Below are 13,058 nucleotides of genomic sequence, written 5' to 3'. Positions count from 1 at the left end.
CCGAAGACATCAGTACCGGAAGTCGGCAGCGACCGCGAGGTGGTCGCTGCCGTCGGCCGGCAGCACCCGGGAGTCGGTGGGCTTCAGGCCGCCCTTGCTGAGGATCTGGTCGATCCGGGCCATCGGGAAGTCGGCCGGCCAGCTGAAACCGAAGCCGTCCCCGGCGGCGCCCTGGGCGGAGCGCAGCTGTGAGGTGACCGGCGCCAGCGAGCGGTCGTTCATGGTGCCGTTGAGGTCGCCGAGCAGCAGGACCTTCTTCAGCGGCTCGGCCTCGATCGCGTCGCCGAGCGCCTGCGCGCTGACGTCGCGCTGCTCGGCCGTGAAGCCGCCGTCGAACTTGACCCGGACCGAGGGCAGGTGCGCGACGTAGACCGCGAGCGGGCCCTGACCGGTCGTCACGGTGGCCCGGAACGCCCGGGTCCAGCCGATCTTGATGTCCACCACCCGGGCGTCGGTGATCGGGTACTTGGACCAGAGCCCGACGGTGCCCTCCACCACGTGGTACGGGTAACCGGCGGCCAGGCCGTTGCGGTAGGTGGTGACGGCGTTCGAGGCCAGCTCCTCCAGCGCGACGATCTGCGCGCCCGAGCTGTTGAGCATCCGCACCGTGCCGGCCGGGTCGGGGTTGCCCGCCGCGACGTTGTGGGTGAGCACGGTGAAGTCGCCCTTGCCGGTGCCCTTGTCGGTCAGCAGGCCGCCGAACAGATTGAGCCAGACCGCCGCGGGCAGCAGCACCGCGACCAGGGCGAGAGCCGAGCGGCGCAGCAGCGCGAGCACCAGCAGCACCGGGACGGCCAGGCCGAGCCAGGGCAGGAAGGTCTCCAGCAGGCTGCCGAGGTTGCCGATCGCGTTCGGCACCGAGGAGTGGAAGGCGAGCAGAGCGGCCGTCAGGGCGGCCAGCACGGCGAGGACCCAGCCCCGGCGCCAGGTGCCGGACCGCCAGCCGTCGGTCCGCCAGAACCGACGAGCCGCGGGCTGCCCACCTTCGGCCGGTGCCGCTGCCTCGTCCGTCTGCGCCATGAACCGATCCTCCGTGCTGTTCCGCTTCGTCGGGACTGCCACCGATTTAGTCGGATTCTCGGCTCAGCCTATGACGGGACAGACGCCACCGGAGCCGCGCCGGGTTGCGGCGCGCCCCCGGTCAGTGAGATTCGCCACCGGACGGCCGCACGCCCGCGCCGGTCAGCACGGCGTCGACCATCTGCTCGGCCAGGCCGTCGTCGTCCAGCGGGCCTTCGCCCCAGAGCACGGCGCGGACCAGGATCGGGCCGATCACCATCTCGGTGAGCAGCTCGATGTCGATGTCGTCCCGGAGCACGCCCTCCGCGACCCCGCGCCGGATGATCTCCCTGGCCAGCTCGCGGCGCGGCTGGATGATCCGCTCCTTGTACAGTTGGCGCAGCTCGGGCCAGGTGTCGAGCTGGCCGAGCGCGGCCTTGAGCGCCCAGCGGGAGCGTTTGGCCAGGCCCCGGCGCCGGATGTCGTCCACCATCGCGATCAGGCTGTCCCGGACGCCGACGCCGGTGAGCACCGGCTCCGGCTGCTCCTCCAGCCGCGCCACCACGTCGACCAGCAGGGCCTCCTTGTTGGGCCAGCGCCGGTAGATGGTGGCCTTGCCGACGCCCGCCGCGGCGGCGATCCGTTCGACGGAGAGCTCGGCCAGCCCGGTGCCCTCCTCCATCAGCCGCTCGACGGCGGCCACGATCGCCTGCTCGGCCGCTTCGCTGCGCGGCCGCCCCCGGCGGGGGGCGCAGGGCTCCCCACCGGGGGCGGGCGTGGTGGTCTCGGTCTGCATGGGGCCATTCTGCCCGCCCCGGACACCACCTTGATCAACCATGACGCCTGCTCAGACCCGCTCGGTCTGTTCGGCGGCCGGTCCGGCGGTCTGTTCGGTGACCTGTTCGGCCGTCGGTGCCGGGCCTGCGGCCGGGGCCGGGGCCGCGACCTTGCCGGGCAGCAGGAACCAGGCGAGCAGCACACCGACCGCGGTCACCCCGGCGGAGAGCCCGGCGACCACGTGCATGGCGTGGATGAAGGACTCCGAGGCCTGGCTCACCAGCGCGCTGTCGCCGGTCCGAGCGGCGATCGCCAGGGTGGCCTCCAGCGACTCGCCGGCCTTGTCGCGCAGCGCGGGCGACAGGTTGCCGAGCGAGTCGGAGACGCCGTCCCGGTAGACGGTGGAGAGCACCGCGCCGAGCACGGCCACCCCGAGCGAGCCGCCGACCTGGCGGAAGGTGTTGTTGAGAGCAGATCCTGCGCCCGCCTTCTCGCGCGGCAGCGAGCCCATGATGGCCACCGTGACCGGCGGCATCACGTGCGCCATGCCGGCGCCCATCAGGAAGCCGAGCACCACGAGCAGCCAGATCGAGGTGGTCTGACCGAGCAGCAGGTAGCCGAGGAAGCCGATCGCGATCAGGGCCATGCCGGCCGCGCAGGTGGCCCGGACACCGAAGCGGTCCACCACCAGCCGGGCCCGCGGGGCGAAGACCAGCTGGGCGACGGCCAGCGGCAGCATCAGCACGCCGGCCTGCAGGGCACTGTAGCCGCGCACGCTCTGGGTGTAGAAGACGCCGAAGAACGCGACGCCCATCAGCGCGAAGAAGACCAGGCCGATCACCGTGACGGAGGCGCTGAAGACCTTGTTGCGGAACCAGCCCACATTCATCGCCGGGTGGTCGGTGTGCTTCTCCCACAGGACGAAGCCGGCCAGCACCAGCACACCACCGAGGGTCGGCACCCAGGCCGCCGGAGCGGTGAAGTCGGCCAGCTCGCCGCCCTTGATGATGCCGTAGATCAGCGCGACCAGGCCGACGATCGAGAGCAGCACGCCGACCGGGTCGAGCCGGCCCGGGCTCGGGTCCTTGGAGTTGGGCACCAGCAGGGCCATCGCCACCAGGGCGAGCAGCACGATCGGGACGTTCACCAGGAAGACCGAGCCCCACCAGAAGTGCTCGATCAGCAGGCCGCCGGTGATCGGGCCGATCGCGATGGCCAGGCCGACCGCGCCGGCCCAGATGCCGATCGCCTTGGGCTGCTCGTCCCGCTCGAAGACGTTCATGATGATGGCCAGCGTGGCGGGCATCACGAAGGCGCCGCCCAGGCCCATCACCGCACGGAAGCCGATGAGTTCGCCGGGCGAGCTGGCCAGCGCGGAGAGCAGCGAGCCGAAGCCGAAGACCACCATGCCGCCGAGCAGCGCCCACTTGCGGCCGAGCCGGTCGCCGAGCAGCCCGGCGGTGAACAGCAGCCCGGCGAAGACCAGGGTGTACGAGTTGATGGACCATTCCAGATCGCTCTGGCTGGCCCCGAGCCCGGTGGGCGCGGGCGAGGCGATGGTCTTCATCGCGACGTTGAGGATCGAGTTGTCGAGGACGACGACGAGCAGGGCGAGCACCAGCGTGCCCAGGATCGCCCAGCGGCGGCGGTGTACGGCCTCGGGTATCCGGGACGGTGCGGCGGTGGTCATGAGTTGGTCTCCCCCGAAGAGCGGGTATTTACGAGTCGGAAGCGTCTCGAATCAGACTAGCGAGCTTTACGATACGAGACGGGTCCGTATCGTAAATTCTCGGCAAAGAACCCGGGGCGCGCCCGCCCTTTGCCAAGCGGGGTCGGCGTGCAAGCATGGGAGCAGATCCGGGGACGCCGTACGGCGCCACGAGACGACAACCTTCAGGAGCCTGTTCCATGAACGCTTCTCCGCTTCAGCCTGCCCAGGGCCAGAGCCAGGGCAAGGCCCAGGGCGAGGGCCACACCCTCTACGGCGGGGTCACCAACCGCCGGGTGACCGTCCGCGACATCGCCGCCGCCAAGCAGCGCGGTGAGCGGTGGGCGATGCTCACCGCCTACGACGCGCTCACCGCCGGGGTCTTCGACGAGGCCGGCATCCCGGTGCTGCTGGTCGGCGACTCGGCCGGCAACTGCCACCTGGGCTACGAGACCACCGTCCCGGTGACGATGGATCAGATGGTGATGCTGTCGGCCGCCGTGGTGCGCGGCACCAAGCGTGCCCTGGTGATCGGCGACATGCCGTTCGGCTCCTACCAGGAGTCGCCCGCGCAGGCCATGCACAACGCGGCCCGCCTGATGAAGGAGGCGGGGGTGGGCGCGGTCAAGCTGGAGGGCGGCGAGCGCAGCGCCCGCTCGATCGAGCTGCTGGTCGAGGCCGGCATCCCGGTGATGGCCCACATCGGGCTGACCCCGCAGTCGGTGCACGCGTTCGGCGGGTACCCGGTGCAGGGACGCGGCGACGAGGCCGCGCACCAGCTGCTCCGGGACGCCAAGGCGGTCCAGCAGGCGGGCGCCTTCGCCGTCGTGCTGGAGGCCGTACCGGCCGAGCTCGCCGCACAGGTCACCGAGCAGCTGGCGATCCCGACCGTCGGCATCGGCGCCGGGGTGGGCACCGACGCCCAGGTGCTGGTGTGGACCGACATGGCCGGGATGACGGCGGGCCGGGTGCCGAAGTTCGTCAAGCAGTACGCGAACCTGCGGGCCGTGCTCGGCGACGCCGCCCCCCCCCCCCCCCCCCCCCCCCCCCCCCGCGTCTCACTGACGCGTCATCAGCAGGCGATCGGCAGGTCCAGCGTCACCGGGTTCGGGGCCCACGGGTAGGACGCCACCGAGAACGAGGCGTGCACGGTCGAGCCGCACGGCACGGTGCCACCCACGCCGCGCACCTGGATGGTGGAGGCGGTGAAGGTGCGGTAGCCCTGGACCGAGCCGAGCGAGGCGCCGCCGACGATCTGGCCGGTCAGGTTGACGATGAGCTCCTTGGGCTGCAGCACCGTGCCCGGGCTCGGCGGGCCCGCCAGGCCGACCTGGCCGTACAGCTGCACCTGGTCGCCGGTGACCTCGGCGCAGACCTTGGTCTGCAGGCCGGACTGCAGACCGGCGTAGCCGCAGGTGACGACGGTCTCGGTGGCGGTGGCGGCCGAAGCCGGGGTGGCGGCGAGCGCCAGACCGGCCGAACCGGCGACAACGAGAAGCTTGCGGAACATGAGAGTTCCCTCCCTCTGAACAGCGTTCTCGGCCCCACGCCAAGAACTGCTGCAATGTGATATTGCACTATACGCATGAATCTGAGGCGTCGTCAGATTGAACAACTGGTCGGCCCTGACAGTGGGCTGTCGGTGAGCTGTCGGTGGCGACAGCGGGCTGACAGCGCCGTGACAGCGGCCCCGGGCAGGCTGATGCCATGAACCGAAACGACACCGCCCCGAACGACCGGGGGCTCAGCGGCACGAACGCCGTCGAGGTACGAGGCATCGTCAAGCACTACGGGGAGACCAAGGCGCTGGACGGGGTCGACCTGACCGTCCGTCAGGGCACCGTGCTCGGCGTGCTCGGCCCGAACGGCGCGGGCAAGACCACCCTGGTCCGGATCCTCTCCACCCTGATCAAGCCGGACGCGGGCACCGCCTTCGTCGGCGGCTACGACGTCCTGCGCCAGCCCAAGCAGCTGCGCCGCACCATCGGCCTGACCGGCCAGTACGCCTCGGTCGACGAGCTGCTCTCCGGCTACGAGAACCTCTACCTGATCGGCCGACTGCTCGACCTCTCCGCCAAGCAGGCCAAGGCCAGGGCCACCGAGCTGCTGGAGCGCTTCTCGCTCACCGACGCCGCCAAGCGCCCGGCCAAGACCTACTCCGGCGGGATGCGCCGGCGGCTCGACCTGGCCGCCTCGATGATCGGCAACCCCAAGGTGCTCTACCTGGACGAGCCCACCACCGGTCTCGACCCACGCACCCGCAACGAGGTCTGGGACGAGGTGCAGCGGATGGTGTCCGAGGGGGCCACCGTACTGCTCACCACCCAGTACATGGAGGAGGCGGAGCAGCTCGCCGACGAGCTGACCGTGATCGACAAGGGCAAGGTGATCGCCAACGGCCAGGTCGCCGAGCTCAAGGCCCAGGTCGGCGGCCGCACCCTGCAGGTCCGCCCGGTGCACCCGGCCGAGCTGCCCGAGATGGCCCGCTGCCTGCACGAGAGCGGCCTGACCGGGGTCACCTTCTCCGCCGACACCTCGCTGCTCTCGGTCCAGCTGACCGACGACGAGCAGCTCACCACCGTGGTCGGCGTGCTCGGCTCGCGCGGCTTCGGCATCGCCGGGATCGACACCAAGCTGCCCAGCCTGGACGAGGTCTTCCTGACCATCACCGGCAAGTCCGGCCCCACCGACGCCGTCCCGACCCTGCAGAAGGAGGCCGTGGCATGAGCGCCGCCACCCTGAGCCCCGCCACCGTGAAGCCCGCGACCCTGAACGCCGACGACGTCCGGATCGGCCCCCGGGCCACCCTGCGGCACATCGGCGCGCTGACCCGCCGCAACCTGATGCGGATCAAGGCCGACCCCGAGTCGATGCTCGACGCCCTGCTGGTGCCGATCATCTTCACCGTGCTGTTCGTCTACGTCTTCGGTGGCGCGGTGGCGGGCAGTCAGCAGGACTACATCCAGTACATGATCCCGGGCCTGCTCGGCACCACCGGCCTGAACCTGGCGATGGCCGTCGGCACCGGGCTGAACAGCGACTTCCAGACCGGCGTGATGGACCGGTTCCGTACCCTGCCGATCGGCCGGTCCGCGGTGCTGGTCTCCAAGCTCGTCGCCGAGACGCTGCGCGGGCTGGTCTCCTTCACCATCCTGATCTCCTTCGCGATGATCCTCGGGCTGGAGATCAAGACCGACGTCCTGCACCTGCTCGCCGCCGTCGGCCTGTCGCTGATGTTCGGCATGTCGATCGTCTGGATCTCGATGCTGCTGGGCATGTCGCTGCGCAGCGCGCAGGCCGTCCAGGGCGTCTCGATGCTGGTCATCATGCCGCTCCAGTTCGGCAGCTCGATCTTCGCGCCGACCACCACCATGCCGGGCTGGCTGCAGAGCTTCACCGAGTACAACCCGCTCTCCGCGCTGGCCGACGCCTGCCGCAACCTGATCAACGGCGGGCCGCTCACCCACTCGGTGCTGATCGTGGTGATCTGGTCGGTGGCCATCACCGCCGTCACCGCCCCGCTCGCGGTGGCCCGGTTCCGCAAGCGGACCTGACGGCTCCTCAGAGGGCACCCACCACGTCCAGCAGGGCGGCGGTCTCGGCCAGGTCGAGTTCGCCGCCCTCGGCGTGTGCGGCCAGGTACCCGGCCTCGCCGAGCAGCTCCCGGGCGGTCTGCTCGGCCTCCAGCCGTTCCTGCCGCTCGATGAACGTGCCCCGGGGGCCGTGCAGTTGGTCGTGCGCACCGAGCAGCACCGCGGCGTACCGGACGATCCGCAGGTCGTCGCGGAGCACCGCGACGGCCAGCAGGGTGCCGGTGAAGGCCGGCAGCAGCAGCACCGTCATGTGCTGGGCGAAGACCCCGGCCGCGTCGTCGACCGCCCGCATCTTCTGCCGGCCCTCCCGGAGCAGCGTCATCGCCAGCTCCGGATCGCCCGCCCTGGCCACCACCCAGCTGCGGATGCAGAGCAGCAGACCGGAGAACACCTCGGGCACCAGGGGGCCGAGCATCTGCCGGTTCCCCATCAGGAAGTCCAGCCTGGCCAGCGCCTCGGCGTACTCGCCCCGGCGGGCCAGCACCGAGCAGAGCACCAGGTTGCCGAACAGCTGGGCCCCGTCCGCCGACTGGCTGCCCGGCACCACGTCCGCCAGCGCGGCCCGCACCAGCGCCTCACCGCGCTCCGGATCGCTCTGCAGCACCGCCTCACCCAGCCGGACCTTCAGCATCGGCACCTCGTGGTGCGCCCCCAGCTCCTCGGCCAGCCGGATCGACTGCCGGTACGTCTCGGCCGCGCCCTCGGAGTCACCGTTGTTGCCCAGTGCCTCCGCCTGCGCGGCCAGCGCCTCCGAGCGGCCCCAGGTGTCGCCGATCCGGGTGAAGATCTCCAGCGCCTCCGCGCTGTCCAAGGTGGCCTGCGGCAGGCCCCCGACCCAGTCGTTCAGCATCCGGGCCCGGATCCCCAGCACGAACGCCAGGTCGCCGGGGCGGCCGTGCGTCCTTGCCCCCTCCACCGCGCCGTCCAGCAGCTCCTTCAGGCTGTCCATCTGCCCGGCCACGAAGGCGGCGAACACCCGCATCAGCGCCGGGAAGCGGAACGACTGCGGGAGATCCGGGGTGTAGACCGCCAGCACCCGGTTGGCGAGCCGGACCACACCAGTCTCGACGAGCTGCTCCATGTCGCCGGAGAAGATGGTGGCCAGCCTGAACAGCTGGAGCTGGCGTCGGGCCTCGTCCACCATGTTTTCGGACATCGGCAGCGGCGCGTCCAGCGGTCCCGCGGTGAGCGGGACGGCCGGCCGGGCGTCCTCGGCAAATACGTCGGGGCCGAGCGCGGTGATCTCCTCGTACCAGCCCTGGGCCTCGCTCCGGTAGTCCCGCAGCTGCCAGAACCAGCTCATCCCGAGCGCCAGGACCAGCGCCTCCTGCTCCTCGCCCAGGTCGACCGCCCGGCGCAGCGCGGCCCTGATGTTGTCCTGCTCGCGCTCCAGCACGTCCAGCCAGTGCAGCTGCTCGGGGCCGTGCACCCGGAGATCGGCCTCGCGCACCAGCTCGCGGTAGTGCCGGACGTGACGCATCGCCACCTCCGGCTCGCCGGCCTCGGCCAGCCGCTCCCCCGCGTACTCCAGGATGGTCTCCAGCATCCGGTAGCGGGGGTGCCCGCCGAGACCGGCCACCAGCAGCGACTTGTCCACCAGCGAGAGCAGCAGGTCGGCGACCTCCTCCCGGGGCACCTCGGCCTCGTCGGCGCAGACCTGCTCGGCGTCCTCCAGGGTGCAGCCGCCCGCGAAGACCGCGAGCCGGCGCAGCACCGCGCGCTCGCGCTTGCCCAGCAGGTCCCAGCTCCAGTCCACCACCGCGCGCAGGGTCTGCTGCCGGGGCAGCAGGGTGCGCGAACCGGCCGTCAGCAGGGCGAACCTGCTGTCCAGCCGGTCGGCGAGCTGACGCGGGGTCAGGCCGCGCAGCCGGGCGGCGGCCAGTTCGATGGCCAGCGGCAGGCCGTCCAGGCGGCGGCAGATCTCGGCGCAGGCGGCCGGGTCCTCGGCCGGGTCGAAGCCGGGCCTGGCGGCGGCGCCGCGCTCGGCCAGCAGCCGCAGCGCGACCGCGCCGGGCAGCGGTTCGACCGGCAGCAGCGCCTCGCCGGGGACGCCGAGCGGCTCCCGGCTGGTGGCCAGCACCGTCAGCCCGGGGCACTCGGCGAGCAGCTGGTCGGCCAGCTCGGCGGCGGCCTGGATCAGGTGCTCGCAGTTGTCCAGCACCAGCAGCATCCGGCGCTGGGCGCAGTGTTCGACCAGCCGGCGGACCGGGTCGTGCACCCGGGCGACCTCGCCGACCGTGCCGCCGTTGTGCAGCACGGTCTCCCGCAGGCCGAGCGCGGAGAGCACCGCGCCGGGGGTGGCGGCCGGGTCGTCCAGCGAGGCCAGCTCGACCTGCCAGACGCCGTCCGGCCAGCTGCCGTCCGCCTGTTCGGTGAGAGCGACCTCGACCGAGAGCCGGGTCTTGCCGGAGCCGCCCGGGCCGGTCAGCGTGGTCAGCCGGCCGCCGTTCAGGGCGGCCCGGACCGCCGCCAGGTCCTCGTCCCGGCCGACGAAGCTGGTCAGCCGGGGCCGCAGGTTGCCGGTCGTCCGGGGGCGCTCGGGGGCCGCCGGGGCGGGCTCGGCGCCGTTCAGCAGGTCCCGGTGCAGAGCGCGAAGCGACTCGCCCGGGTCGGTGCCGAGCTGGTCGGCCAGCGCGCGCCGGGTGTGCTCGTACTGCTGGAGGGCCTCGGCGGTGCGGCCGCCGTCGCGCAGTGCCCGGATCAGCAGGGCGGCGAGCGGTTCGTCCAGCGGGCGGTCCTCGCAGAGTTCGGCGAGTTCGGCGGTCACCTCGGTGGCCCGGCCGAGCGCGAGCTCGGCGGTGATCCGGTGCCGGCGGGCCTCGTCCCGGTCGGCCTCCAGCCGGGTGGCGGAGCCGCCCCGGTCCGGCAGGTCGGCCAGCGCCGGGCCGCGCCAGAGCGCCAGCGCGGCGGTCAGCCGTTCGGCGGCCAGCGCGTGGTCGCCCTGCTCGGCGGCCCGGCGGCCCTCGGCGGCGAGCCGCTGAAAGTCCGTCAGATCGCTGACCGAAGCGGTCAGCCAGTACCCGGCGGGCCCGGAGCCGACCTGCTCGCGGCCCACGGTGCGGCGCAGCCGGCCGACCAGGGTCTGCAGCGCGGCAGCCGAGTCCTGCGGCGGGTCGGCGCCCCAGACCTCGTCCACCAGCAGGTCGGCCGGGACGGGCCGGCCCTGGCGCAGCACCAGCGCGGTGAGCAGCGCGCGCAGCCGGGCGCCGCCGAGCGGTACGGGGGTGCCGTCGTCGTGGTGGGCCGTGGTGGTTCCGAGGATGCCGTAGTGCACTCGGCCATTCTGGGTGATGCCGAGCCCTTGGTACGCCCGGAACTGCTGCCTCGTCCGGTCCGTTCATCCGGCACGCCTTGTCCGGGCCCGGCCGGACCCGGCATGATCGACCGTCGGCCCTTCCCCACGCATCGGAGCCATCCCGCCATGACCTTCGCCGAAACCCAGCGCTCGCGCAGCGAGGACCGCCGGATCAGTCCGGTGTTCTGGGTACTGCTCGCGACCCTCGGCACGGCGAGCTGGGCGGTGGCCACCGGCTACGGCAGCGCGCAGTTCGGGATCTTCCTGTTCGTGGTGTCCGGCTGGGTGGTCTCGCTCTGCCTGCACGAGTACGGGCACGCCCGCACCGCGCTGCACGGCGGGGACATCTCGGTCGGCGCCAAGGGCTACCTGACCCTCAATCCGTTCAAGTACACCCACGCCCTGCTGAGCTTCGTGCTCCCGGTGATCTTCGTGATCCTGGGCGGCATCGGCCTGCCCGGCGGCGCGGTCTACATCGAGCGGCACCGCATCCAGGGCCGGCTGAAGCACAGCCTGGTCTCGGCGGCGGGGCCGCTGGTGAACGTCCTCTGCGCGGCCGTCCTGCTGATCCCGATCGGGGTCGGCTGGCTGGACAACCCGTCGGTCTTCGTCGAGCTCGACGGCCGGCAGCTCTCGGTCTCACCGCTGGCCGCCGCGTTCGGTTTCCTCGGCATGCTGCAGGTCAGCGCGGCCCTGCTCAACCTGCTGCCGGTCCCCGGCCTGGACGGCTACGGCATCGTCGAGCCGTGGCTCTCCCTCAAGGCCCGCCGGGCGGTCGAGCCGTTCGCCCCGTACGGGCTGCTCGCGGTCTTCATCCTGCTCTGGCAGTCCGAGGTGAACCGCTGGTTCTTCGACCTGGTCTACTCGGTGATGGACCTGTTCGGCGCCAACCCGGCGCTCAGCCAGCTCGGCAGCTACCTGTTCCGGTTCTGGGAGAACTAGCCCAGCGGAACTGCCCCGGGGCGCTCGCAGCTGCTGGACACCTCGACCGGGCGGCCCCCGACTGTGGCGGCCAGCAGGCACTCCATGACGTCGAGCACGTGGTACGCCAGCTCGGCGCCCGCCCGGTGCGGGGTGCCGGTGACGAGTGAGCGGGCCAGGTCGGCCACGCCCTGGCCACGGGCCGCGTCCCGGTAGCCCGCGCTCGGCTGCACCGTCGACCAGCCCGCCTCGTCGGGGCCGTGCAGCCGGACCGGGCCGTCGAAGTGGTTCGGGTCGGGGACGGAGAGCGAGCCCGCCGTGCCGTACACCTCGATGTGCGGCAGCCGGGCGGCCCAGACGTCGAAGCTCATCAGCAGGGTGGTCAGCGCCCCGTCGGCGTGCTCCAGCACGCCGGTGACGTGGGTGGCCACCTCGGCCCCGATCCGGGTGCCGACCCGGGGGCCGGTGGCGATGGTGCGCACCGGTCGCGGGGTGGCGGCCATACCGGTGACCCGGCGGACCGGGCCGAGCAGGGTGACCAGCGCGCTCAGGTGGTACGGGCCCATGTCGAGCAGCGGGCCGCCGCCCGGGCGGTAGTAGAAGTCCGGGTCGGGGTGCCAGAGTTCGTGGCCCGGTGTGGTCATGAACGCGGTGGCGGCGATCGGGGTGCCGATCCGGCCGGAGTCGAGCACCGCCCGGGCGGTCTGCAGGCCGGTGCCGAGCACGGTGTCGGGTGCGCAGCCGATCCGGACCCCGGCCGAGGCGGCGGCGGTCAGCAGTTCACGGGCCTCGCCGGTGCCGGCGGCCAGCGGCTTCTCCCCGTACACGTGCTTGCCGGCGGCGATCGCGCGGTGGGCGACCTCGGCGTGCGCGGCGGGGACGGTCAGGTTGAGCACCAGGTCGACGTCGGCGGCGGTGCAGAGCTCGGCGAGCCCGGTGGCCCGGGCGCCCGGTACGGTGCGGGCGGCGGCCTCGGCCCGCGCGATGTCCAGGTCGGCGACGGCCGTCACCCGGGTGCCGGGGAGGCGGGTGAGGGTGTCCAGGTAGACCGCGCTGATCTTCCCCGCGCCGACCACGCCGATCCGGAGGTCCGCCGTCCGAAGGTCCGTCACCTGCTCGCCCATGCCATCCCCTGCCTGATCATCAGCTCCACCTCGGGGACGGCCAGGTCGGCCGGGGTGTGACCGATGGTGGTGACGAACACCCGGCCCGCGCCCCACCGCCTGGTCCAGGTCACCGGCATGACCGTGCCCGCGAGTTCGGGGTGGTCGGGGTCCTCGGTGAACACCGTGTCGGCGAGCACCTCGACCGCCGGGTCGACGTGCAGGTAGTACTGCTCGGTGGTCACCTCGAACGGGTGGACCCCGGCCATCGCCGGGTGCCCGGGTGCCACCGGCTCGACCCGGTAACGGACGAACTCGCGCGGGTGGTGGACGAACTGACCACCCGTCATCAGCTGGTAGTCCGTGCAGTCCCGGAACGCGTCGACGATCCCGCCGTGCCAGCCCGCGAGACCTGTCCCGGCCCGGACCGCCCGGGACAGCCCGGCGGCCTGCTCGTCGGTGATCCGGCCCATCGTCCAGCACTGCACCACCAGGTCGGTGGCGGCCAGCAGCCGTTCGTCGAGATAGCTGTCCAGGGTGTCGGAGACCGTCACCTCGAAGCCGTCCCGTTCGAGCAGCCGCGCACACTGCCCGGCCGCCTCGACGGGTGCATGCCCCGCCCAGCCGCCGCGCACCACCAGAGCCGTACCGGACATGCGTCA

General features: G+C 72.4%; 11 protein-coding genes. 4 read left to right on the top strand and 7 right to left on the bottom strand.

The genetic code is table 11. The features are described 5' to 3' along the window. Positions 1-9: 9 nt before the first annotated feature. The 3 genes from ACXJMZ_RS08980 to ACXJMZ_RS08970 all read right to left on the bottom strand — a co-directional run bounded on the left by ACXJMZ_RS08980 (position 10) and on the right by ACXJMZ_RS08970 (position 3,466). A complete protein-coding gene (locus tag ACXJMZ_RS08980; RefSeq protein ID WP_457029441.1) occupies positions 10-1,020 on the bottom strand; it encodes an endonuclease/exonuclease/phosphatase family protein in 1,011 nt (336 codons plus the stop codon). 121 nt (positions 1,021-1,141) lie between these two features. After that, positions 1,142-1,795 (bottom strand): TetR/AcrR family transcriptional regulator, encoded by a 654-nt coding sequence (locus ACXJMZ_RS08975; protein ID WP_457029440.1) that lies wholly within the window; start codon positions 1,793-1,795, stop codon positions 1,142-1,144. 51 nt (positions 1,796-1,846) lie between these two features. Further along, positions 1,847-3,466 (bottom strand): MFS transporter, encoded by a 1,620-nt coding sequence (locus ACXJMZ_RS08970; RefSeq protein ID WP_457029439.1) that lies wholly within the window; start codon positions 3,464-3,466, stop codon positions 1,847-1,849. 218 nt (positions 3,467-3,684) lie between these two features. On the opposite strand from ACXJMZ_RS08970, the gene panB reads away from it, so the two are divergent. Continuing rightward, on the top strand, positions 3,685-4,608 hold the full coding sequence (gene panB / locus ACXJMZ_RS08965) for a 3-methyl-2-oxobutanoate hydroxymethyltransferase (RefSeq protein ID WP_457029438.1): 924 nt from the start codon (positions 3,685-3,687) through the stop codon (positions 4,606-4,608). Here panB and ACXJMZ_RS08960 read toward each other — a convergent pair. After that, positions 4,557-4,994, bottom strand: coding sequence for a hypothetical protein (locus tag ACXJMZ_RS08960; RefSeq protein WP_457029437.1), 438 nt, complete (start codon positions 4,992-4,994; stop codon positions 4,557-4,559). The genes panB and ACXJMZ_RS08960 overlap by 52 nt on opposite strands. 197 nt (positions 4,995-5,191) lie before the next feature. On the opposite strand from ACXJMZ_RS08960, the gene ACXJMZ_RS08955 reads away from it, so the two are divergent. After that, the gene (locus tag ACXJMZ_RS08955; protein WP_457029436.1) at positions 5,192-6,211 is read left to right on the top strand and encodes an ATP-binding cassette domain-containing protein; all 1,020 of its coding nucleotides are present in this window, start codon (positions 5,192-5,194) and stop codon (positions 6,209-6,211) included. Continuing rightward, complete coding sequence (locus ACXJMZ_RS08950) at positions 6,208-7,038, top strand: ABC transporter permease (protein ID WP_457029435.1); 831 nt, start codon at positions 6,208-6,210, stop codon at positions 7,036-7,038. Before ACXJMZ_RS08955 ends, ACXJMZ_RS08950 begins: the two co-directional genes overlap by 4 nt. Before the next feature lie 7 nt (positions 7,039-7,045). Here the strand turns inward: ACXJMZ_RS08950 and ACXJMZ_RS08945 are convergent, their stop codons facing one another. Then, entirely contained in the window at positions 7,046-10,351 is a 3,306-nt protein-coding gene (locus tag ACXJMZ_RS08945) for a BTAD domain-containing putative transcriptional regulator (protein ID WP_457029434.1), read from the bottom strand. A 147-nt stretch (positions 10,352-10,498) separates the two neighbouring features. Between ACXJMZ_RS08945 and ACXJMZ_RS08940 the strand changes: the two genes are divergently transcribed. Continuing rightward, complete coding sequence (locus tag ACXJMZ_RS08940; protein WP_457029433.1) at positions 10,499-11,314, top strand: site-2 protease family protein; 816 nt, start codon at positions 10,499-10,501, stop codon at positions 11,312-11,314. Here ACXJMZ_RS08940 and ACXJMZ_RS08935 read toward each other — a convergent pair. Next, on the bottom strand, positions 11,311-12,417 hold the full coding sequence (locus ACXJMZ_RS08935; RefSeq protein ID WP_457029432.1) for a Gfo/Idh/MocA family protein: 1,107 nt from the start codon (positions 12,415-12,417) through the stop codon (positions 11,311-11,313). The two genes, ACXJMZ_RS08940 and ACXJMZ_RS08935, sit on opposite strands and share 4 nt — an antisense overlap. Beyond that, complete coding sequence (locus ACXJMZ_RS08930) at positions 12,402-13,052, bottom strand: ThuA domain-containing protein (RefSeq protein ID WP_457029431.1); 651 nt, start codon at positions 13,050-13,052, stop codon at positions 12,402-12,404. The genes ACXJMZ_RS08935 and ACXJMZ_RS08930 overlap by 16 nt, the downstream gene beginning before the upstream one ends. Between the last annotated feature and the right edge of the window lie 6 nt (positions 13,053-13,058).

This window comes from Kitasatospora sp. P5_F3 (assembly GCF_054049135.1).
Note: the sequence above shows the minus strand (reverse complement) of the source record. Positions and strands in the feature narration are given on the sequence as shown.

Bases quoted from the DNA above. Each gene is read 5' to 3' on its own strand.
- ACXJMZ_RS08980 (WP_457029441.1), bottom strand. From the start codon at position 1,020: ATGGCGCAGACGGACGAGGCAGCGGCACCGGCCGAAGGTGGGCAGCCC.
- ACXJMZ_RS08975 (WP_457029440.1), bottom strand. From the start codon at position 1,795: ATGCAGACCGAGACCACCACGCCCGCCCCCGGTGGGGAGCCCTGCGCC.
- ACXJMZ_RS08970 (WP_457029439.1), bottom strand. From the start codon at position 3,466: ATGACCACCGCCGCACCGTCCCGGATACCCGAGGCCGTACACCGCCGC.
- panB (WP_457029438.1), top strand. From the start codon at position 3,685: ATGAACGCTTCTCCGCTTCAGCCTGCCCAGGGCCAGAGCCAGGGCAAG.
- ACXJMZ_RS08960 (WP_457029437.1), bottom strand. From the start codon at position 4,994: ATGTTCCGCAAGCTTCTCGTTGTCGCCGGTTCGGCCGGTCTGGCGCTC.
- ACXJMZ_RS08955 (WP_457029436.1), top strand. From the start codon at position 5,192: ATGAACCGAAACGACACCGCCCCGAACGACCGGGGGCTCAGCGGCACG.
- ACXJMZ_RS08950 (WP_457029435.1), top strand. From the start codon at position 6,208: ATGAGCGCCGCCACCCTGAGCCCCGCCACCGTGAAGCCCGCGACCCTG.
- ACXJMZ_RS08940 (WP_457029433.1), top strand. From the start codon at position 10,499: ATGACCTTCGCCGAAACCCAGCGCTCGCGCAGCGAGGACCGCCGGATC.
- ACXJMZ_RS08935 (WP_457029432.1), bottom strand. From the start codon at position 12,417: ATGGGCGAGCAGGTGACGGACCTTCGGACGGCGGACCTCCGGATCGGC.
- ACXJMZ_RS08930 (WP_457029431.1), bottom strand. From the start codon at position 13,052: ATGTCCGGTACGGCTCTGGTGGTGCGCGGCGGCTGGGCGGGGCATGCA.